Source organism: Trichlorobacter sp., assembly GCF_034008105.1.
Classification (GTDB): domain Bacteria; phylum Desulfobacterota; class Desulfuromonadia; order Geobacterales; family Pseudopelobacteraceae; genus Trichlorobacter.
Window position 1 is genome coordinate 25987 of record NZ_JAVEPN010000011.1, and the last position, 21336, is coordinate 47322.

At 62.2% G+C, this 21336-nt stretch carries 14 protein-coding genes; 8 read left to right on the forward strand and 6 right to left on the reverse strand.

The window, feature by feature from the left end:
- Both nusA and rimP read right to left on the reverse strand, forming a co-directional pair.
- Window positions 1-1173 (reverse strand): transcription termination factor NusA, encoded by a 1173-nt coding sequence (gene nusA / locus RBQ93_RS08005; protein ID WP_320371581.1) that lies wholly within the window; start codon window positions 1171-1173, stop codon window positions 1-3.
- A gap of 51 nt (window positions 1174-1224) precedes the next feature.
- Complete coding sequence (rimP, locus tag RBQ93_RS08010) at window positions 1225-1707, reverse strand: ribosome maturation factor RimP (RefSeq protein ID WP_320371582.1); 483 nt, start codon at window positions 1705-1707, stop codon at window positions 1225-1227.
- A gap of 242 nt (window positions 1708-1949) precedes the next feature.
- Here rimP and RBQ93_RS08015 point away from each other — a divergent pair, with 242 nt between their 5' ends.
- The 3 genes from RBQ93_RS08015 to RBQ93_RS08025 are packed head-to-tail and all read left to right on the forward strand — an operon-like array spanning window position 1950 to window position 5912.
- Complete coding sequence (locus RBQ93_RS08015; RefSeq protein ID WP_320371583.1) at window positions 1950-3221, forward strand: TolC family protein; 1272 nt, start codon at window positions 1950-1952, stop codon at window positions 3219-3221.
- A 16-nt stretch (window positions 3222-3237) separates the two neighbouring features.
- Entirely contained in the window at window positions 3238-4353 is a 1116-nt protein-coding gene (locus tag RBQ93_RS08020) for an HlyD family secretion protein (protein WP_320371584.1), read from the forward strand.
- Entirely contained in the window at window positions 4353-5912 is a 1560-nt protein-coding gene (locus RBQ93_RS08025; protein WP_320371585.1) for a DHA2 family efflux MFS transporter permease subunit, read from the forward strand. The genes RBQ93_RS08020 and RBQ93_RS08025 overlap by 1 nt, the downstream gene beginning before the upstream one ends.
- A gap of 3 nt (window positions 5913-5915) precedes the next feature.
- Here the strand turns inward: RBQ93_RS08025 and trpE are convergent, their stop codons facing one another.
- Window positions 5916-7394 (reverse strand): anthranilate synthase component I, encoded by a 1479-nt coding sequence (gene trpE / locus RBQ93_RS08030; RefSeq protein ID WP_320371586.1) that lies wholly within the window; start codon window positions 7392-7394, stop codon window positions 5916-5918.
- Window positions 7395-7541: 147 nt separating this feature from the next.
- Here trpE and RBQ93_RS08035 point away from each other — a divergent pair, with 147 nt between their 5' ends.
- A complete protein-coding gene (locus tag RBQ93_RS08035) occupies window positions 7542-8486 on the forward strand; it encodes a chemotaxis protein CheV (protein ID WP_413818369.1) in 945 nt (314 codons plus the stop codon).
- Window positions 8487-8553: 67 nt separating this feature from the next.
- Here RBQ93_RS08035 and RBQ93_RS08040 read toward each other — a convergent pair whose 3' ends face one another.
- Window positions 8554-9489 carry a YeiH family protein gene (locus RBQ93_RS08040; RefSeq protein ID WP_320371587.1) on the reverse strand — a complete coding sequence of 312 codons (936 nt, stop codon included), beginning with the start codon at window positions 9487-9489 and terminating at the stop codon, window positions 8554-8556.
- Between the two features lie 280 nt (window positions 9490-9769).
- On the opposite strand from RBQ93_RS08040, the gene RBQ93_RS08045 reads away from it, so the two are divergent.
- The 3 genes from RBQ93_RS08045 to RBQ93_RS08055 all read left to right on the forward strand — a co-directional run bounded on the left by RBQ93_RS08045 (window position 9770) and on the right by RBQ93_RS08055 (window position 15406).
- Window positions 9770-13219, forward strand: a complete 3450-nt coding sequence (locus RBQ93_RS08045; protein ID WP_320371588.1) for a pyruvate carboxylase — start codon at window positions 9770-9772, stop codon at window positions 13217-13219.
- 139 nt (window positions 13220-13358) lie between these two features.
- Complete coding sequence (locus tag RBQ93_RS08050; protein ID WP_320371589.1) at window positions 13359-13880, forward strand: hypothetical protein; 522 nt, start codon at window positions 13359-13361, stop codon at window positions 13878-13880.
- A complete protein-coding gene (locus RBQ93_RS08055; protein WP_320371590.1) occupies window positions 13877-15406 on the forward strand; it encodes a helicase HerA-like domain-containing protein in 1530 nt (509 codons plus the stop codon). The genes RBQ93_RS08050 and RBQ93_RS08055 overlap by 4 nt, the downstream gene beginning before the upstream one ends.
- Before the next feature lie 87 nt (window positions 15407-15493).
- On the opposite strand, the gene RBQ93_RS08060 is transcribed toward RBQ93_RS08055, so the two are convergent.
- Window positions 15494-16759, reverse strand: coding sequence for a DEAD/DEAH box helicase (locus tag RBQ93_RS08060; RefSeq protein WP_320371591.1), 1266 nt, complete (start codon window positions 16757-16759; stop codon window positions 15494-15496).
- Window positions 16760-17155: 396 nt separating this feature from the next.
- Between RBQ93_RS08060 and RBQ93_RS08065 the strand changes: the two genes are divergently transcribed.
- A complete protein-coding gene (locus tag RBQ93_RS08065; protein WP_413818370.1) occupies window positions 17156-18604 on the forward strand; it encodes a glyceraldehyde-3-phosphate dehydrogenase in 1449 nt (482 codons plus the stop codon).
- 52 nt (window positions 18605-18656) lie between these two features.
- Here the strand turns inward: RBQ93_RS08065 and RBQ93_RS08070 are convergent, their stop codons facing one another.
- The gene (locus tag RBQ93_RS08070) at window positions 18657-21335 is read right to left on the reverse strand and encodes a cation-translocating P-type ATPase (protein ID WP_320371593.1); all 2679 of its coding nucleotides are present in this window, start codon (window positions 21333-21335) and stop codon (window positions 18657-18659) included.
- Between the last annotated feature and the right edge of the window lies 1 nt (window position 21336).

Below are 21336 nucleotides of genomic sequence, written 5' to 3' on the forward strand. Positions count from 1 at the left end.
TTACTCCTTGTCAGACTCCACCGGCTGCGCCTCGACCTCAGCCGCCTCAGCGGCGGCCTCCTGCTCTTCAAGCTCTTCCGGTTCATCCAGCTGAGTGCCGTCAAAGGAGGCAAACTCGTCCAGTTCGTCGGCCTCGGTATCCTTGCTCTCACTCTTGATATCGATCCGGCAGCCGGTCAGACGGGCCGCCAGACTGACGTTCTGGCCACGCTTGCCGATGGCCAGCGACAGTTGATCATCGGGTACGATCACTTCCAGGGTGCGCTGCTCCTCGTCCATGAACACCTTGGTGACCTGGGCCGGAGACAGGGCGTTGCAGACAAAGCGGGCCATATCGCCCGACCAGGGGATGATGTCGATCTTCTCACCCCGCAGTTCGGAGACCACGTTCTGCACACGGGAACCACGCATACCGACGCAGGCGCCCACCGGATCCACGTCGCGGTCATGGGAAGCCACGGCGATCTTGGCCCGGCTGCCCGGGTCACGCACCACGTTGACGATCTCTACGATCCCTTCGCTGATCTCCGGCACTTCGGCCTCGAACAGCTTGGCCAGCATCTGGCCATGGGTGCGGGACAGCACGATCTGAGGGCCTTTGGTAGTCATACCCACATCGATGATCATGGCACGAACACGATCGCCAGGACGATAGACCTCGCGGGGCATCTGCTCCTTGGAGGGCAGGATCGCCTCGGCGCGGCCCAGGTCGATCAACAGGTCGCCCCGCTCGAAACGGCGCACCTGACCGGTAACGATCTCCCACTGGCGGTCCTTGTACTCGTTATAAACGGTCTCGCGCTCGGCCTCGCGCACCTTCTGGATGATGACCTGCTTGGCGGTCTGGGCCGCGATCCGACCGAAGTCGCCGGAGTCGATCTTTTCACCCAGTTCGTCGCCGATCTCGCACTCGGGGTCCATCTCGCGGGCCTCTTCCAGCGAAATCTCGGTGTAGGAATCCTGCACCTCCTCCACCACCACCACATATTCAAACAGCTCCACCTCGCCGGTCTCCGAGTTGAAGTGAGCCTCCAGATTTCTGGTGTTGCGGTACTTCTTGTTGGCGGCAGACAGGACTGCCTGCTCCATCGCCTCTACGACCACCTGACGGTCGATCCCCTTTTCCTTGACGATCTGCTCGATGGCCTGCTTGAGGTTGACGTTGGTATCCACGGTACGAATCTCCTTACCTAATACTGATGAATAAATGAAAGCGTTATATAGTTAAAATTCGAAGGCCAGATGGGCCTTGGCGATCTTGTCCAGCGGGATGCGGGCCTGCTGGCCCTCTTTAAGCTGCAGCAGCACCAGCTCTCCCTCCACCCCTTGCAGGGTGCCCAAAAAGGTCTTGCGCTTGTTGCCCTGCTCGTCCTGAAGCAGCTCAGCGGTCTTGATCTGAGCCAGCCTGCCGCTAAAACGGACAAAGTCCTCCAGCCGTTTAAGTGGCCGTTCCAGCCCTGGGGAAGAGACTTCAAGGCTGTAGCGGTCAGGGATGCAGTCCTCCACATCCAGAACCAGCGACAACTCACGGCTGACCTCGGCGCAGTCGTCCAGGTTCACCCCGCCCGGCTTGTCGATGTAGAGACAGAGCACATGGCTGCGTCCGGCGGCCCTGAACTCAAGATCCACCAGCTCAAGGCCCAGGGAATCGAGGATCGGCTGCGCCAGCTCCGTGATTCGCTGTGGTATGTCTACAGATGCTGCCATACAGGCGTACCCCAATAAAAAAGTGGGCCTTGCGAGCCCACTTTGTTGAAAACGAACAAAATGTATCATTGCGAATAGCATAAATTATACGCTGCATGCAAGTCTTTTTTCCCTGTATGGACCAGCGGCTGACGTTGCGACACCACCCGTGCCGATGACGGATATTGACAGCCGGATAATTATCGGTAAAGTGCTGAATTTGCGTCACGGTACCAGGCCCGTGGCAACGAAAGGAGCACCACATGGCACGCTGGCTGGCCATAATCCTGCCCACATTCCTGCTTACCTGCAGCACAGTCCTGGCAACGCCCCTGACCTTGGAGGAGGCACTCCAGAAAGCAAAGCAGCAGCATCCGCTGTTGCAGACCGTGCAGTGGGACCAGGCCATTGCTCAGGCAAGCCGGCGCCAGGCCGACAGTGGCCGCTATCCGCAACTTGACGCCCAGGGAGGCTACACCGCCCAGCTGGACCCGCAGGCCATGCAGGTGGCCGGCCAGTCCATGGAAACCCAGCAGGCCAGCTACACCTTTGCCAGCCTGGCCCTCACGCAGACCCTCTACGACTTTGGTCGCCGCGATGCCCGTCAAAAGCAGGCTCAATACGGGCTCAAGGCGGTTCAGTCGGACATCCGCTCCCAGGAGCAGGAGGTCGTTCTGCAGGTCATCCAGACCTACTTCGGTCTGCTGGAAGGGGAAAAGCTGGTGCTGACTGCAGAGCAGGAACTGCGCTCGGTGGAGGAACACCGCCGGGTTGCCCAGACCCTCTACGAGCATGGCTCCGTCACCCGCAACGACCTGCTGCAGGCCGAGGTGCGCCACGCCTCGTCCCACCAGAAACTGTTGGCCAGCCGCAACCGGCTGGCAAATCTGCAACTGCAACTGAACTTCCTGATCGGATCTGCTCCGGATCAACGGTATCGACTTGCCGAACCGCCACTCCCCACCCAGCCATCAGCTACGCCGCCAGCACTGACAGAGACCCTTGAAAGCCGTCCCGATCTGGCCGCACTACGCAGCCAGCTGGAGACCAGTGAACAACAGGTACGTGCAAGCCGGGCCGCCTTCTACCCGGAACTGTATGCCCGGCTCTCGCTGGATTACCTGGAAAACGAACGGTTGCGTGAGCAGACCATCTATGCCGCCACAGTCGGGTTAAAGGTGAATCTGTTTGACGGCTTTGCCTCGTCGGCCGGCCAAGAAAAGGCGATTGCCTCGCGCTCCCGCGTCCAGCAACAGCTACGGATGGCCGAGCAGCAGGCCCGCCTGGAAATTGCTACGGCCCGTAACGACCTGCAGCTGGCCGACCAGCAGATCGCCGTCACCCGTGAAGCGATCCGCCAGGGCGAGGAAAACCTGCGCATCAACAAGGACCGCTATCAGGAGCGGGTCGGTACCGCCAGCGACGTGCTGGATGCCCAAAGCCTGCTGACCCAGGTCAAGACTGAGCATTACCGGGCCCTGTACGACTTCCAGGTGGCCCGCGCCCGACTGAACAAGGCCCTGGGCCTGTTGTGACAAGGAGTACGTCCCTATGGCAGATGAAACCATGACAACGCCAGCAAGCGAGCCACAGCCTGACGAAAACCGGCAACCGGATGCCGGCAAGCGCTTGAGCCCGCAACGCAAGGCAGCTTTGCTGCTGGTGGCACTGGTACTGATCGGGAGCTGGTTCGGCCTCCGCTGGCTGGTGCATAGCCGTACCAACCTGGAGACCGACAACGCCTTTGTGGAGGCGCGGGTGCATCCGGTTGCCAGCCGCGTGCCCGGCACCGTGGTTGCGGTGCAGGTGCGGGACAATCAGCTGGTGAAGACCGGCGACCTGCTGGTGGAACTGGACCCGGCCGACTACCGGCTGGCAACCGAGAAGGCCGAGGCCGCCGTGGGGCTGGCGATCAACGAGACCTCAAGCGACACCTCCCAGGTTTCGGCGGCCCGGGCAGCCGTACAATCGGCCCAGGCCCGTCGCGACCAGGCTTATCAGGACCTTCGGCGGGGCGAAGCACTCCACGCCCGGGAGGTGATTGCCAAGGAACAGCTTGAACGCCTGCAAACCGGCCAGCGGGTGGCCGAGGCCAGGCTGCGTGAGGCGCAGGAGCAGCTCAAGCGGGCAGAGGCCCAGGCAGGACTCAACGCCGGCCCCGGCGCCCAGGCCCGTATCCGGCTGCGGCAGGCCGAGCTGGCCGAATCGCGGCTACGGCTGAGCTACACCCGCATCACCGCCCCGGCCGACGGCTACATTACCCGCAAGGGGGTGGAACCGGGCGCCACCGTACAGGCCGGCCAACCGCTGATGGCGGTGGTGCCGCTGCAGGAGCCCTGGATCGTCGCCAACTACAAAGAGAGCCAACTGACCCATATCCGCCCCGGCCAGAAGGTCAGTTTCCGGGTGGACGCCTACCCCGGCCGCCGCTTCAGCGGTAACGTGGACAGCATCATGGCCGGCACCGGTGCCGCCTTTTCGCTGCTGCCGCCGGAAAACGCCACCGGCAACTACGTCAAGGTGGTGCAACGGATACCGGTCAAGATCCTGATCGACCCGGACAGCGACCCAGAGCATCTGCTGCGGATGGGGATGAGCGTGGTGCCGGTGATCCATACCGGGCGGGGCTTCGGCGATGTGCTGCGCGAGCTTAGCCCGCTGCGCTGATGTCGGAGGCGCAACGCAGCATCAATAAATGGCTGATCACCATCACCGTGATGCTGCCCACCATCATGGAGATCGTGGACACCTCGGTGGCCAACGTGGCCCTGCCCTACATGCAAGGCAGCCTCAACGCCGGCACTGAGGAGGTAACCTGGGTGCTGACCTCCTACCTGGTCAGCAACGCCGTGGTGCTGCCGATGACCGGCTGGCTGTCCCGCATGTTCGGCCGCAAGCGCTTCCTGATGACCTGCATCGTGCTGTTCACCCTGGCCTCCCTGGCCTGCGGCGCGGCCCCCAACCTGGCCTCGCTGATCTTTTTCCGCATCCTGCAGGGGGCGGCCGGCGGGGCGCTGATCCCGATCAGCCAGGCAATCCTGATGGAGACCTTCCCGCCGCAGCAGCAGGGGATGGCCATGGCGATCTTCGGGGTGGGCGCCATGTTCGGCCCGATCGTGGGACCGGCCCTGGGTGGCTGGATCACCGACCAGATGAACTGGCGCTGGATCTTCTACATCAACATCCCGATCGGCGCAATCGCCATCATCATGTGCAGCTTTTTCATCTTCGACCCGCCCCATCTGCGGGAGGGCAACGGCATCCGCAGCGTTGACTGGTGGGGCCTGGGACTGTTGACCGTCGGCATGGGGGCATTGCAGATCGTGCTGGACAAGGGCCAGTCCGAAGACTGGTTCAACTCCTCCTTCATCATCAGCCTGACCGTATTGACGGTGGTGGCGCTGGCAACCCTGATCTGGGTCGAGCTGACCCACGAACACCCGATCGTCAACCTGCGGCTGTTCAAGGACCTGTCCTTCTCGGCCGGCAACCTGATCATGTTTGTGGTGGGATTCTGCCTCTACAGCTCGATCATGCTGATCCCGCTGTTTCTGCAGACACTGATGGGCTATTCAGCCACCGACGCAGGGATGGTGATGGCGCCGGGCGGGGTGGCCACCCTGCTGACCATGCCGTTGGTGGGGGCGGCGCTGCAGAAGCGGGACGGCCGGAAGATCGTGCTGGCGGGTTTGCTGATCGGCGCTGCCTCGATGTTTCTGATGCAGCGCCTGAGTCTGGAGGCTTCCTACTGGGCCTTTGTCTGGCCCCGGATCGTGCTGGGCATCGGCCTGGCCATGACCTTCGTACCGCTGACCACCGTCACCCTCTCGGCCATACCCAAGCAGGAGATCGGCAACGCCACCGGCATGTTCAACCTGCTGCGCAATATCGGCGGCAGTGTGGGCATTGCGGTGGCAGCCACCATGCTGGGTCGTCTGTCGCAGTTTTACCAGACCGTGCTGGTGCCCCACATCAACCAGTACAACCCCGTGTTTCAGCTGCGCTTCGAGCAGCTCAAACAGGCCCTGATCACCAAAGGGCTGTCGGCCACCCAGGCCGACCAGGGCGCACTGACCATGCTCTACGGCATGGTACGCCAGCAGGCGGCCACCCTGGCCTACAACCGGATCTTCTTCATCGTTGGACTGGCCTTCCTGGCCATCATCCCGCTGTTGCTGCTGCTCAAGCGGCCCAAACACCAGACCGGGCCGCTGGAACTACACTAAGCGCTACTCCAGCCCCTGCTCCGCAATCTCGATTGCCCGTCTTACCGCCATGGCCTTGTTGACCGTCTCCTGCCATTCGGCGGTGGGGTCGGAATCGGCCACGATACCGGCCCCGGCCTGCAGATGCACCTTGCCGTCCCTGACCACCAGGGTGCGGATGGCAATGGCCAGATCCATATTGCCGGAATAGGAAATGTAGCCGACAGCCCCGCCGTAGACGCCACGTCGCAGCGGCTCCAGCTCGTCGATAATCTGCATGGCCCTAATCTTGGGGGCGCCGGACAGGGTGCCGGCCGGGAAGGTGGCCCGCACCAGATCGAAGGCGTCGCGGTCCGCAAGCAGTTCACCGCGCACGTTGGAGACGATATGCATCACGTGTGAGTAACGCTCGATCACCATCAGCTCACTCACCTCAACACTACCGCTCCTGCAGACCCGTCCCAAGTCGTTGCGTCCCAGGTCCACCAGCATGACATGCTCGGCCCGCTCCTTGGGATCGGCCAGCAGCTCCTCGGCCAGCTGGGCATCATCTTCCACCGTGGCACCACGGGGGCGCGTACCGGCGATGGGTCGCAGTTCCACCTTGCGCCCTTCCTTACGCACCATCACCTCCGGCGAGGCGCCCACCACGGTGGTGTCGTCGCAGCGCAGAAAAAACATATACGGGGAGGGGTTGGTGGTACGCAGCACACGATAGATATCAAAGGGGTCCACCGTCAGGTCGCCGCTGAAACGTTGCGACAGCACGATCTGGATGATATCCCCGGCCCGCACGTACTCCTTGCAGCGTTCCACCGCCGCCTCGAAGCCGGCCTGGGTCATGTTGGAGCTGAAGCCCACCGTGCTGCTGGCCGGTCGGGTGACAGGACTGACTGAAAGCGGGCTGCGCAGCTGGGCCACCAGCCCGTCGATCCGCGCCACGGCCTGTTGGTAGGCCTCTTCCAGCGACAGGCTGCCGTCCAGATGTGCGGTGGCCACCACCTGGATCTTCTGCTTGACGTTGTCGAAGATCAGCAGGCTATCGGTGATCATGAACAGCGAATCCCAGGCGCCAATGGTATCGGGAAGACCTGTGGGCAACTGCTCAAAGTGGCGCACCATGTCGTAGCCCAGGTAGCCCACGGCGCCGCCCACAAAGCGGGGCAGTCCCGCCACCTCAACCGGTTGGTACTGGCTTAAGATCTCCCGCACCACCGTGGTGGGATCGACCACCTCCCGTTGTTCGATAGCGCCGTTACGCACCAACTCGACACGCTGCCCCTTGGAGCGGACAATCAGCGACGGACTGGCACCCAGGAAGGAGTAGCGGGCCCATTTCTCGCCGCCCTCAATACTCTCCAGCAGAAACGAATAGCGACCATCGTCGATCTTGCGAAAAGCGGTCACCGGGGTGTCCATGTCGGCCATGATCTCGCGATAGACCGGCACCAGATTCCCCTGGCTGGCTAACTGGCAAAAGGTTGTAAAATCGGGCGTTATCATTGGATTCTCCAGAGCTTGTGGTCAGGCGCGACGCTAACACAGGGGTGTAGCGCTGTCAATGCCGCAACAGGGCTTAAATTGTCCTCTTTGCAATCCGCTAAGTTGTGGTATACTCCTGCACTATTCCAACCCAGTGGAGCGGCCCCTATGGCGATTAAACAGACCAATATCCTGCTTGAAAGTGACACCAACGAACTGGAAATCGTTGAATTCCGCGTGGATGAATACGATCACCACGGCAATCTGGTGCCCTGCCACTACGGGGTCAACGTGGCCAAGGTGCGCGAGATCATCCGCATGCCGGAGGTGACCAAATCCCTTAACTCAGTAGATGCCATCGAGGGGATGATCAAACTGCGGGAAAAGGTGATCACGGTCCTCAACCTGGCACGCATCCTCAACAAGGATACCGGCGACATGCAGGCCGACCGGGTGATCGTGCTGGAGTTCAACAACCTGATGGTGGGGGTGCTGGTCCACTCGGTCTCCCGCATCTACCGCATCTCCTGGAAAAACGTCGAGGCCCCCTCGATGAGCGCCCATTCCGATCAGGTGACCGGCCTGGTCAAGATGGACGACCGGATCATCCTGGTACTGGACTTTGAAAAGATCGTGGCCGAATTCTGCAGCTCCAGCGCCCTGAAACCGCTGGCGCCGGAACAGCTGGCCGAGGCGCCAACCCATGACCGCAACAGCAAGACCATCCTGGTGGCTGACGACTCACCCTTTATCCGCTCCACCATGTGCAGCGCCCTGCGAGGGGCGGGCTACAACGTGCTGGAGGCGGTCAACGGGGCCGAGGCCTGGGACAAGATCCGCGACCTGATGCAGCGTTGCGACACTGAGGGCGTTACACTACGCAGCAAGCTGCAGCTCCTGATCACCGACGTGGAGATGCCCCAGATGGACGGCCTGCACCTGACCTCCACCGTCCGCAAGGAGAAGAATCCGCAGGAACTGCCGATCATCATCTTCTCCTCGCTGGCCTCGGAGGACAACATCCGCAAATGGGAATCGCTGGGGGCGCAAAAAATCCTGACCAAGCCGGATCTACCCAACCTGGTCAAGTACGCCGACGAATATACCGCCTAGCCCTGCTGCACTGGCACGCCGCACTCGAACACCCTGCCCGCCCTGATGGCGCAGGGTGTTTTTTTGTTCACGATACCAGGCCGGCCATAATGGCCGCGGCAGATGCAAGCGAAACGACCACCCACAGCAGTGTGGCCTGCAGCAACGGACGCAGTCCGGTCTTGGCCAACACCTCACGGGTCAGGCCGCTGCCGATCAGAAACAGCGTCACCACCAGCGCCTGCTTGGCCACGGCCAAACCCGCCTGCCAGAACGGCAAGTACTGGGGCAGCAGACTGCGCAGCGCAGCAGCAGCCAGAAACCCGAGAATAAAATAGGGGAACGCAACCCTGCCCTCAGAACGGGTCACCAACGCCACCCCCAGCGCCACCGGCATGATCCAGAGCATGCGGGTCAGCTTGACGGTGGTGGCGATGGTCAATGCCGTACCGCCAAAGGCCGCCGCCGCCCCCACCACGCTGCTGGTATCGTGAATTGCAAGCGCCGACCAAAGACCGAACTGTCCTTCCCCCATCCCCATCAGATGGCCCAACGGTGGAAAGACCAGCAACGCCAGCGCATTGAGGGTAAAGACCGTGGCCAGCGCCACCCCTGTCTCTTCCGGCTCGGCCCTGATCACCGGGGCCATGGCGGCAATGGCGCTGCCGCCGCAAATGGCGGTGCCGAACGAGATCAGGGTTGAGGTGCGGGAGGCAGTGCCGAACAGCCTGCCCAGCGCAAGGCCCAGCAGCATGGTCAGGCCGATACTGACTGCCGTATAGACAAAGGCATCCCGACCGGTGATGATGACGTTCTGAATCGGCACACCGAAACCGAGACCCATCACAGCCCCCTGCAGCAACAGTCGGCTCCAGCGGGAGGTCTGCACCTTCCAGGGATTGCCCAACAGCAGCCCGAACACGATGCCTGCCCCCAAGGCCATTGGCGCCGTTACCACCGGCAGGACGGCTCCAACCGCCAAGGCGATAAAAAGATACGGTCGTAACTTCACGATTAGTTGCACAAAGGCCTCCTCGATCACAGCTCTGTCGCAGCTCACGATAACAAAAAAAATGCAGGGGCGACACGCTGAATACATAGCGTATACATGAAGGCGCATACAGCGGAGCCAGGCAAGCAGCATCCGCAAAAGCGCACATTTATCTATTGACATCACCCCTTGTTTCTGGTTAAGTGCCGCCACCATAAGCTTCATAACTATACAAAATAACTAAATTTTTTCAGCTTCGCTAAAAATTTTCAATCTTACTTTCGATCTGATCGAACTCTCAGGAGGCAGTCACATGAAAAAAGTCAACAAGTTCAGAAAGGTAATGGCCGCCAACCGTGGCGAGATCGCCATCCGCATCTTCCGGGCCTGCACCGAACTGGGTATCAGCACCGTTGCCCTCTACTCGGAAGAAGACAAGCTCTCCCTGCACCGCTACAAGGCCGATGAGGCCTACCAGATCGGCAAGGGCAAGGCCCCGATCGACGCCTACCTGGGGATCGACGAGATCATCGCCCTGGCACTGAAGGCCGACGTGGATGCGATCCACCCCGGTTACGGTTTCCTGGCTGAGAACGCCGAGTTTGCCGAGAAGTGCGAGGCCGCCGGTATCACCTTCATCGGCCCCACCGCCGAGATGCAACGCGCCCTGGGTGACAAGGTGGCCGGCCGCAAGGCAGCCATGGCCGCCGGTGTACCGGTGGTGCCCGGTACCGAGGACCCGATCGGGAAGGAAGAGGAAGCCCTCAAGTTTGCCAAGGAGCACGGCTATCCGATCATCATCAAGGCGGCTGCCGGCGGTGGTGGCCGCGGTATGCGGGTGGCCCGCAACAAAAAGGAGCTGACCGAAGGTCTGGTGGCGGCCCGCAGCGAGGCCAAGGCGGCCTTCGGCAACCCCACGGTCTTTCTGGAGCGCTACATTGAGAACCCCAAGCATATCGAGGTACAGGTACTGGGTGACAACTACGGCAACCTGGTACACTTCTTCGAGCGGGATTGCTCGATCCAGCGCCGCCACCAGAAGGTGGTAGAGTTTGCGCCGTCGCTCTGCCTGACCCAGCAGCAGCGTGAGGAGATCTGCACCGCGGCCCTGAAGATCTCCGGGCTGGTCAAGTACCGCAACGCCGGCACCGTTGAATTCCTGGTGGACCAGGAGGGTGCTTTCTACTTTATTGAGATGAACCCCCGCATCCAGGTTGAACATACCGTCACCGAAATGATCACCGGCCGCAACCTGGTGCAGAACCAGATCCTGATCGCCCAGGGCTACAAGATGTCCGACCCGGAGATCAACATCCCCTCCCAGTCGGCCATCGACATGCGCGGTTATGCCATCCAGTGCCGGATCACCACCGAGGACCCGGCCAACAACTTCGCCCCGGATTTCGGCACCCTGACCACCTACCGCTCTGCTGCCGGGGCCGGTATCCGTCTCGATGCCGGCAACGCCTTCACCGGCGCCAAGATCACCCCCCACTATGACTCGCTGCTGGTCAAGGTCAGCTCCTGGGGCCTGACCTTCAAGGATGCCGCTGCGATCATGGACCGCGCCCTGCAGGAGTTCCGGGTACGGGGGGTCAAGACCAACATCGGTTTCCTGGAGAACGTGATCACCCACCCGGTGTTCCTGCACGGCAAGTGTGACACCTCCTTCATCGACAAACACCCCGAACTGCTGCAGTTCCGCGAGAAGAAGGACCGCGCCAGCAAGGTACTCTCCTTCCTGGGGGATGTGGTGGTCAACGGCTCCCCTGGTATCACCAAGCCGCTCAAGTCGGCCGAGCTGATCGAGGCACGGGTGCCGGAGATCGACTACACCCAACGCCGTCCGGCCGGCTCAAAAGACCTGTTCATGAAGCTGGGGGCCGAGGGGCTCTCCAAGTGGATCCTGGAGCAGAAGAAACTCCTGATCACCGACACCACCATGCGGGACGCCCACCAGTCGCTGCTGGCCACCCGGGTCCGTTCCCATGACATCCTAAAGATCGCCGAGCCCACCTCCTACCTGGGGGCCGATCTGTTCTCGCTGGAGTGCTGGGGGGGCGCCACCTTCGACGTCTCGATGCGCTTCCTGAAGGAGTGTCCCTGGCAGCGTCTGCACAAACTGTCCGAGGCGATCCCCAACATCCTGTTCCAGATGCTGCTGCGCGGTTCCAACGCTGTGGGCTACACCAACTACCCGGACAACGTGGTGCAGAAGTTTGTGGAAGAGGCCGCCAACTCCGGCGTGGATATCTTCCGGGTCTTTGACTCGCTGAACTGGACCACCGGCATGCAGGTGGCCATGGAGGCGGTGCGCAAATCCGGCAAGATCTGCGAGGCCACCATCTGCTACACCGGCGACATCACCGACCCCAAGCGGGACAAGTATCCGCTGGAATACTACGTGAACATGGCCAAGGAGCTGGAGAAGATGGGGGCCCATATCCTGGCCATCAAGGATATGGCCGGTCTCCTGAAGCCGATGGCCGGCTACAAGCTGGTCAAGGCTCTGAAAGAGAACATCGGCATCCCGGTGCACCTGCACACCCACGACACCTCCAGCAACGCCGGCGCCATGCTGCTGATGGCCAGCGAGGCCGGGGTGGACATCGTCGATGCCTCACTCTCCTCCCTGTCCGGCCTGACCGCCCAGCCCAACCTGAACGCCCTGGTGGCGGCGCTGGAGCGTACTGAACGCGACCCGCAGCTGAATGCCGCCGGCCTGCAACAGCTGGCCAACTACTGGGAGACCGTGCGGGATTACTACGCACCCTTCGAGTCAGGCCTGAAAAGCGGCACTGCCGAGGTCTATCACCACGAGATTCCCGGTGGCCAGTACTCCAACTACAAGCCGCAGGTGGCAGGCTTAGGGCTTTTGGACCGCTGGGAAGAGTGCAAGGAGATGTACCATCAGGTCAACCTGATGTTCGGCGACATCGTCAAGGTGACCCCCTCCTCCAAGGTGGTGGGCGACATGGCCATGTTCCTGGTCAAGAACAACCTGCAGCCGGCTGATGTCTTCACCACCAAAGAAGACCTGGCCTTCCCGGAATCAGTGGTGGGTATGTTTAAGGGGATGTTGGGCCAACCGTACCAGGGCTGGCCGGAAGAGTTGCAGAAGATCGTCCTCAAGGGCCAGCAGCCGATCACCTGCCGCCCCGGCGAACTGCTGGAGCCGGTGGACTTTGATGAGGAGCGCCTCAAGCTGGAGGAGAAGCTGGGCCACAAGGTGGATGACAAGGCCTTGATCTCATCGATCCTCTACCCCAACGTCTACCCGGAATTCGACAAGCATCGCCAGGACTTCTCCGACACCTCGGTCATCCCGACCCCAATCTTCTTCTACGGGCTGGAGCCGGGCCAGGAGACCTCGCTGGACATCGAGGCCGGCAAGACCCTGATCATCAAACTGAACGCCGTGGGCAAGCTGCAGGAAGACGGCACCCGCGAGGTCTACTTCGAGCTGAACGGCAACAACCGGGCCGTGGTGGTGCGTGACCAATCGGTGCAGAACAGCGACGCCTTCCGCGAAAAAGCCGACAAGGGCAACCCCAGCCATATCGGCGCCCCGATGCCGGGCAAGGTCTTCAAGGTCAACGTCAAGGCCGGCGATCAGGTCAAGGCCGGCGACGTGCTGCTGGTGACCGAAGCCATGAAGATGGAGACCAACATCAAGGCCAAGGCCGACGGCACGATTGCCGAGGTGAAGTTCAAAGAGGGCGATAAGGTGGAGAAAGAGGACCTGGTCATCGTAATGGGTTAATCCTCGCCTTACTGCAACAAAAGCAACGCCCTGCTCCGGTTTTCCGGGGCGGGGCGTTTGCTTACAGGCTTGCCGATGCTGCCAGGTGTGGTACAGTAAGCGCACACCTGGCACCAACCAGCAGCATGAGAAACAAGCAATGACACCTGAACAACAGCTGCTGAAGCTGCAGCGCACCGACAACGAAGCGCTGCGAATCCTGGGACGTTCGTTACTGACCCTGGCAGCCGTACTGCTCTGTGCTGCCGCCTATCACTACCATGAGGCGATGTTTGCGATGGCCGGCGTCTTTCTGGCAGTTGTGGCCCTTTCGATCTGGAAGAGTGCACCGCACCGCAGACATGCGGTACGGGCATCCCGCCAGGGCATCCCGTACAGCAGCACTCTGACCATAACGGTTACGGAATCGTCTGATGCAAGCGCGTACCAAGCGACCGTTCGCGACCGTTTTGGCACCAGTTGGGAGTTCGAGTTCCTGCCGCAGGGCTGGCAGCCAACTGCCGGTCAAACGAAGGCACAGCTGTTCAGCATCGCTGATGTTGCCTGGCCGGTGCTGATCCGCACCGAACACGGTATTCTGTACCCCCGCTATACCCCCAAACGTCTGGAGCCGCCATCACCCGGCCTTCGCGCACAGCCGTCCACAAAGGAGCACCCATGAGCACACCGATCCTGATTGCCAAAAACGAGACCACCGAACTACATCTGCTGCCGCGCATGGCCAACCGCCACGGCCTGATCACCGGCGCCACCGGCACTGGCAAGACCGTAACCCTGCAGACCCTGGCCGAGCAATTCTCCAGCATCGGCGTGCCCTGCTTCATGTCCGATGTGAAGGGCGACCTGTCCGGTCTGGCGCTGCCCGGCGGCAGCAACCAGAAGGTGGCGGAACGGGTGACCCAGCTGCAACTGGGCGATCATCAGTATCAGGGGTTCCCGGTGACCTTGTGGGATCCGTTCGGCCAAAGCGGCCATCCGGTGCGGGCCACCATCTCCGACATGGGGCCGCTGCTGCTGGCCCGCATGTTGGAGCTGAACAATACCCAGGCCGGCGTCTTGAACCTTGTCTTCAAGGTGGCCGATGATAACGGCCTGCTGTTGCTTGATCTGAAAGACCTGCGGACCATGTTGCAATACGTGGGGGATAACGCCAAGGAGTTCACCACCGAATACGGTAACATCTCGTCCGCCAGCGTAGGGGCCATTCAACGCAGCCTGTTGACCCTGGAAAGCCAGGGCGGCGAACAGATCTTCGGTGAGCCGATGCTGAACATCAACGACCTGCTGCAATCCGACCGCGGCAAGGGGGTGATCAACATCCTCTCGGCCGATAAACTGATGCAGGCACCCAAGCTGTATGCCACCCTGCTGCTCTGGCTGCTGTCGGAACTGTTCGAGAATCTGCCCGAGGCCGGTGATCTGGACAAACCCAAGCTGGTCTTTTTCTTTGACGAGGCCCACCTGTTGTTCAACGATGCCCCGCCGGCCCTGGTGGACAAGATCGAACAGGTGGTGCGCCTGATCCGCTCCAAGGGGGTCGGTGTCTACTTTGTCACACAGAACCCGGCCGATATCCCGGACAAGGTGCTCTCCCAGCTGGGCAACCGGGTGCAGCACGCCCTGCGGGCCTTCAGCCCCCGCGACCAGAAGGCGGTCAGGGCGGCAGCCGAGACCATGCGGGATAACCCGGCACTTGATGAGGAAACGGTGATTACCGAACTGGGGGTTGGCGAGGCGCTGGTCTCCTGCCTGGATGAGAAGGGGCGCCCCGGCATGGTGGAACGGGCCCTGATCGTGCCGCCCCGGGGCCAGATCGGCCCGATCGACCCCCAGGAGCGCCAGCGTCTGATGCAATCGTCACTGGTGGCCGGGGTCTACGACCGGGCCGTTGACCGCGAATCGGCCTACGAACTACTCAAGGCCCGGGCCGAGCAGGCAGCGGCACAAGCGGCGGCGTCCACTCCCCAACCGGCAGCGCAGCAACCTGCTGCAGGGGCTGGCCTGGGCGGCTTGGGCGGCTTGGGCGGCATGCTGGGTGATCTGCTGGGCGGTGGTGGTGGCGGCGGCCGGCAACGCCAGGGGGTGGTGGAGGCGATGGCCAAAAGCGCGGCCCGTACGGTGGGCAATCAGTTGGGCCGGGCCATCATCCGGGGGGTAATGGGTTCTATCCTGGGGGGTAGACGCTAGGCGACACACTGACCGATAGCCGAAAACAAACGCCCCGCCTTGGGTTGCCAAGGCGGGGCGTTCATGCGTAATAGCAGTAACTAACGGCTAGCGTTGTGTGCGGCTGCGCTGCTGATAGCCGCCCGCTGTTTTGGGGGCACCGCCCTGGCGGCGTTGGCCACCCGGCACAAAGGGACGCCGACCCTTGCCAGCCGCACCACGGTTGCCGGAAGGCATCGAGCTGGAAGGCTCCAAGCCGGGGATGGTATGGACCGGCACCTTCTGACCGGTGTAACGCTCGATCCGCTGCAGATAGGCAGCCTCGGCCGGCGAGACAAAGGAGATGGCGATGCCGGTGGCGCCGGCCCGGCCGGTGCGGCCGATACGGTGCACGTAGTCTTCGGCTGCCTTGGGCAGGTCGAAGTTGATCACATGGCTGATGCCGTTGATATCGAGACCGCGGGCAGCCACGTCGGTGGCCACCAGCAGCTTGACACGGCCACGGCGCAGGTTGGTCAGGGTGCGGGTACGGGCCCCCTGGGTCATATCGCCATGCAGGGCTGCAGCGGCATGTCCCTGCTGGTACAGCTCCTGGGCCAGGCTGTCGGCATCCCGCTTGGTGGCGGAGAAGATGATCGCCTGGGTGATGCTGGGGTCCTCCAGTAGATGGTGCAGCAAACGGTACTTGTGGCCCAGATTGTCGGTCACATGCAGCCGTTGCTCGATCTGCAGGTTGGTGGTCTTGGGGGTGGCAATGGCGATCCGCTCCGGCTCGGTTAGCAGCCGTTGGGCCAGCCTCGCCATCGGGTCGTCCATGGTGGCGGTAAACAACAGGGTCTGACGGCCTTTGGGGGTGGCGGCGGCGATCTGGTCAACGGCGTCGGTGAAGCCCATGTCCAGCATCCGGTCGGCCTCGTCCAGCACCAGCAGTTCCACGCGGGACAGGTCCAGCCGTCCCCGCTCCAGGTGATCGATCAACCGGCCCGGGGTGGCCACGATCAGGTCAATCGGCTGGCGCAGCATCCGCAACTGCTCAGGATAGGGTACGCCACCCATGATAGTGCCGTAGCGAAAACGGAGCATACGGCCATAACGGGCCACGGAATCGGCCACCTGTACGGCCAGTTCGCGGGTGGGGGTCAGCACCAGCACCCGGGGGCCGTGACCGGCAGGGCCGGGCTTGGCCAGGCGCTCCAGGGCCGGCAGGATGAAGGCGGCGGTCTTGCCGGTGCCGGTCTGGGCCGAGGCGATCAGGTCACGGCCGGCCTGGGCCAACGGAATGGCCTCAGCCTGGATCGGGGTGACCTCGGTGTAACCGCAGGCAGTGATCGCCTTCTGGATGGACGGGTGCAGATTGAGTTCAGTAAACAGCATGCAATTCTCCTGATTCGGCGCGAGCGGAAACCTGCCGGGTCGCACTCCGGTATGCCAAATCGAGTTAGAGGGTGTGTGAATGGGCGCGTCGGGACAACCACTGTCCCTGAAAGGGGTAGCGACACCACCACGAATGGCCGGCAGTACTCAGGTACCGATCTTGAATCACATTGATGGGTACCACTTCGTCGCAAACCAAACGCGGTGCTGCACAAATCGGGGAATTAACCGGGATGCAGAAGGGGGTCGGGCAGCGAAGAATTGAGGCGAAAACAATTTTGTGACTTTATTGGATGTTTCGATGAATAGCAAGCAAATAATATAAAAAAAGCATAGGCGCCCCTTGACAGGCCCCTGATAATCGTGAAATGTAGCAGTCTAACTTCTGGAGGAGGAATGACCATGAAGAACAAACAGGAAACCCATCTCAAGGAATGGCAAGGTCTGGAAGAGGCTGCTGAACAGATGCTGCCGCTCTTGGGCCAGCTCTACCGTGAACGCAACATCGTCTGCACCGTCTATGGCCGCTCGGTGGTGCACAGCACCACCATCGACATCCTCAAGGCCCACCGTTTCGCCCGCCTGATCATCGACACAGAGCTTTCCGCCCACAAGACCCTGCCGGTGGTGGAGGCGCTCTGCCAGCTGGACCTGGCTCCAGCCCGGATCGACATCGGCAAGCTGGCGGTCGGCTTTCAGAACCAGTCTGCCTGCAGCTCGCTGATCGACTACCTGCGCAGCGAACTGGGCCAGGTCAACACCGGCCGCCAGGCGATCATCAACGAGCCCCAGGATATCGTGCTTTACGGCTTTGGACGGATCGGTCGTCTGTTGGCCCGCCTGCTGGTAGAAAAATCCGGCAGCGGCGACAAGCTGCGCCTGCGGGCCGCCGTGGTGCGCAAAGGCAGCGCCGACGACCTGATGAAACGGGCCAGCCTGTTGCGGCGCGATTCGATCCACGGTCAGTTCAACGGCATCATCACCGTGGATGAAGAGGAAAACGCCATCATCGCCAACGGCAACATGATCCGGATCATCTACGCCGATGCCCCGGAACAGGTGGATTACACCGCCTACGGCATCAGCAACGCCATCCTGATCGACAACACCGGCAAATGGCGCGACCGTGAAGGGCTCTCCCGCCATCTGCAGGCTAAGGGTGTCGCCAAGGTAATCCTGACCGCACCGGGCAAGGGCGACATCCCCAACGTGGTGGCCGGGGTAAACAACGAGCTGATCAGCGCCAGTGAAACCATCTTCTCGGCTGCCAGTTGCACCACCAACGCCATCGTACCGGTGCTGAAGGCGGTCTACGACCGCTTCGGCATCCAGCATGGCCATGTGGAGACCTGCCACTCCTATACCAACGACCAGAACCTGATCGACAACTACCACAAGGGTGCCCGTCGCGGCCGCAGCGCGGCGCTGAACATGGTGATCACCGAGACCGGCGCAGCCAAGGCGGTGGCCAAGGTGATTCCCGAGCTGGCCGGCAAACTGACCGGCAACGCCATCCGGGTACCGACCCCCAACGTCTCGCTGGCGATCCTAAACCTTGAACTGGGCCAGGAAACCAGCGTCAAGGAACTGAACCGCTACCTGCGGGACTGTTCGCTCAACTCGCCGCTGCAGAACCAGATCGAGTATGTGGTTTCCCCCGAGGTGGTCTCCAGCGACTTTGTCGGTTCACGGGCAGCCGGCGTGGTTGACTCCCTGGCCACCATCGTGCAGGGCAACCGCTGCGTACTCTACGTCTGGTATGACAACGAGTTCGGCTACAGCTGCCAGGTGGTGCGGATGGTGCAGAAGATGGCCGGCATCGAGCTGCCGGCGCTGCCCAACTAAACCCACCCTTAAACAGAGCGGGCGCCCTGCTGGGCGCCCGCTCACACACTTCTCACACAACAGCCTTTTCCCGCCGACGCCGCCCCCACTTTTCCAGCTCCAACAGCACAAACACCGCCACTGCCGGCAGCAGCACCAGCCACAGCAGGTTGCCGGTCAACGCCGTGGTTGCGAAGAAGCCCTGCAAGGGTGACCAATAGACGACCGCTGCCTGCAGCACTGCGACGCTGGCCGCCATCAGCAGCAGCCACCGATTGGTGAACAGGCCCATGCTGACAAACGAGTTCCTGAAGGAACGCAAGGCCATGGCCTGGGCCACCTGGGCCAGGGACAGCGAGACGAACAGCACGGTCTGCCAGGGGCCGCCAGCCCGCCAGGTGAACCAGGCCACCGCCATACAGCAACCGCCGATCAAGCTGCCGGTAAGCAGTACATACTGCAGTGCGCTGCGATCGAATATCTGGCTGTCGGAGCGGATCGGCGGACGCTGCATCACATCCGGCTCCGGCCGCTCAACCCCCATGCCCAGCCCCAGCAGGCCGTCGGTCAACAGATTCAGCCACAACAACTGCAGCGGCGTCAGCGGCATCGACATGCCGATGAATGGCAGCAGCAGCACCGCCAGGATCTTGCCGGTATTGCCGGCCACGGAGAAGATCACAAACTTGCGGATGTTGTCGTAGATGGTGCGGCCTTCCTCCACCGCCGCCACGATGGTGGCGAAATTGTCATCCAGCAGCACCATGTCAGAGGCCTCGCGAGCAACGTCCGTGCCCACCTTGCCCATGGCCACCCCCACATTGGCCTTTTTAAGGGCCGGCGCGTCGTTGACCCCGTCGCCGGTCATGGCCGCCACACCGCCCTGACGCTGGATGGCATCCACGATCCGCAGCTTGTGCTCCGGCGCCACCCGGGCATAGACCGAGACCCGATTCACCGCGGCATCAAACTCCTCGTCACTCAACCGATCAAGTTCCTGACCGGTAAGCGCCCCCGAAGCGCCGTCGACACCCACCTGACGGGCAATGGCCCGTGCGGTCAACGGATGATCGCCGGTGATCATTACCGGTCGAATACCAGCCGACAGGCAGTGCGCCACCGCATTCGCCGCCTCCTGGCGGGGGGGGTCGCTCATCACGCTCAAGCCCACCAGGCAGAAATGCTGCTGCAGCGCTTCCAGCCGGTCATCATCACCCGGCTGCATCAACCGCACCGCCAGTGCCAGCACCCGCTGCCCCTGGTCGGCATACCGGTCAGCAGCCTGCTGCAGCGCCTGGCGATGCTGCTCGCTGATCGGCGTCATGCCATCCAGCAACAGGTCGGTACAGAGTGGCAACATACTATCGATGGCCCCCTTGGCCGCCAGCAGCCTACCGCCGACCACCAGGGGCAATGTCGGCAGATACGCGCCTGCCCCCTCTGACAAGCGGTGGACCGTAATCATCCGCTTGCTGACCGAATCAAAGGGGATCTCGGCGATACGCGGCAGGGCCAGTTCCAGTTGCTGGCGCAACAGGCCGCTTTTCGCCGCCGCAACCACCAGCGCACCTTCGGTGGGATCCCCCAGAACCTCCTGCCGACCATCGCTACCGAGCGTGAGCTGCGCATCATTGCAGAGAGTTCCCAGGGCCAGCAGCAGCTGCGCCTGTTCCGTGGTGGCGGTCGCGTTGCGCCGCACCACCGCTGCAGCAGACACCAGTTCGGTGACGGTCATCCGGTTTTCGGTCAGGGTACCGGTCTTGTCGCTGCAGATCACCGTCACTGAACCGAGTGTCTCCACCGCCGGCAGACGCCTGATCAGGGCACGGCGTTGCAGCATCCGCTGGGCCCCCAGGGCCAGGGTGATGGTAACCACCGCCGGCAAGCCCTCGGGTATGGCCGCCACCGCCACGCTGACCGCCAGCATCAGCATCTCCCTGATCCCCTCACCCCGCAGCAGGCCGACACCGAAGATCACCGCCGCCACGACAACCGCTACCAGCGCCAGCACCTTGCCCAGCCGATCCAGCCGTTTCTGCAGCGGGGTCCACTCCTGCCCCACCTGCTGCAGCAGGATGGCGATCCGCCCCAACTCCGTTGCCATACCGGTGGTGGTGACCACCGCCTCGGCCCGGCCCGCCGACACCAGAGTGCCCATGTAGAGCAGGTTGCGACGGTCACCGGCCGGCAGATCCGGTTCCATGAACGGGTCAGTTTGTTTTTCTACCGCCTCTGACTCGCCGGTGAGGAGTGACTCCTGCACCCGCAGGGCGTGGGCCTCGTACAGGCGGCAATCAGCCGGCACCACGCTGCCGGCCTCCAGCAAGACGATGTCACCCGGCACCAATTCCATGGCCGGCAGTTCCAGCACCTGGCCGTCCCGCCGCACCCGCACCAGTGGCACAGCCAAACGCTTCAACGCTGCCATGGCCCGTTCGGCCCGGTAATCCTGCACAAACCCCAGCAGGGCAAACAGCGCCACAATCGCCAGGATGGTGACGGCATCCTTGAAGGAGCCGACCAGCCCGGAAAGCAGCGCCGCTGCGGTCAGGATCAAGGCCATGGTGGAGGTGACCTGTTCCCACAGGATCGACCAGGCCGAGCGACCGCCTCGTTCCTGCAGGGCGTTAGGGCCATACTGATGCAGCCGTTCCTGCGCGGTGGCTGCGGCAAGCCCTTGTCCAGGTGTAACTCCAAGCTGTTGCAGCACTTCTTCGGACGTAAGGGTATGCCAGAGTGTTTGTGTGGTCATC

Excerpts from the sequence above, each read along its gene's own strand:
- rimP (WP_320371582.1), bottom strand. The coding sequence starts at position 1,707 with ATGGCAGCATCTGTAGACATACCACAGCGAATCACGGAGCTGGCGCAG.
- RBQ93_RS08015 (WP_320371583.1), top strand. The coding sequence starts at position 1,950 with ATGGCACGCTGGCTGGCCATAATCCTGCCCACATTCCTGCTTACCTGC.
- RBQ93_RS08020 (WP_320371584.1), top strand. The coding sequence starts at position 3,238 with ATGGCAGATGAAACCATGACAACGCCAGCAAGCGAGCCACAGCCTGAC.
- RBQ93_RS08025 (WP_320371585.1), top strand. The coding sequence starts at position 4,353 with ATGTCGGAGGCGCAACGCAGCATCAATAAATGGCTGATCACCATCACC.
- trpE (WP_320371586.1), bottom strand. The coding sequence starts at position 7,394 with ATGATAACGCCCGATTTTACAACCTTTTGCCAGTTAGCCAGCCAGGGG.
- RBQ93_RS08035 (WP_413818369.1), top strand. The coding sequence starts at position 7,542 with ATGGCGATTAAACAGACCAATATCCTGCTTGAAAGTGACACCAACGAA.
- RBQ93_RS08045 (WP_320371588.1), top strand. The coding sequence starts at position 9,770 with ATGAAAAAAGTCAACAAGTTCAGAAAGGTAATGGCCGCCAACCGTGGC.
- RBQ93_RS08050 (WP_320371589.1), top strand. The coding sequence starts at position 13,359 with ATGACACCTGAACAACAGCTGCTGAAGCTGCAGCGCACCGACAACGAA.
- RBQ93_RS08055 (WP_320371590.1), top strand. The coding sequence starts at position 13,877 with ATGAGCACACCGATCCTGATTGCCAAAAACGAGACCACCGAACTACAT.
- RBQ93_RS08060 (WP_320371591.1), bottom strand. The coding sequence starts at position 16,759 with ATGCTGTTTACTGAACTCAATCTGCACCCGTCCATCCAGAAGGCGATC.
- RBQ93_RS08065 (WP_413818370.1), top strand. The coding sequence starts at position 17,156 with ATGACCATGAAGAACAAACAGGAAACCCATCTCAAGGAATGGCAAGGT.
- RBQ93_RS08070 (WP_320371593.1), bottom strand. The coding sequence starts at position 21,335 with ATGACCACACAAACACTCTGGCATACCCTTACGTCCGAAGAAGTGCTG.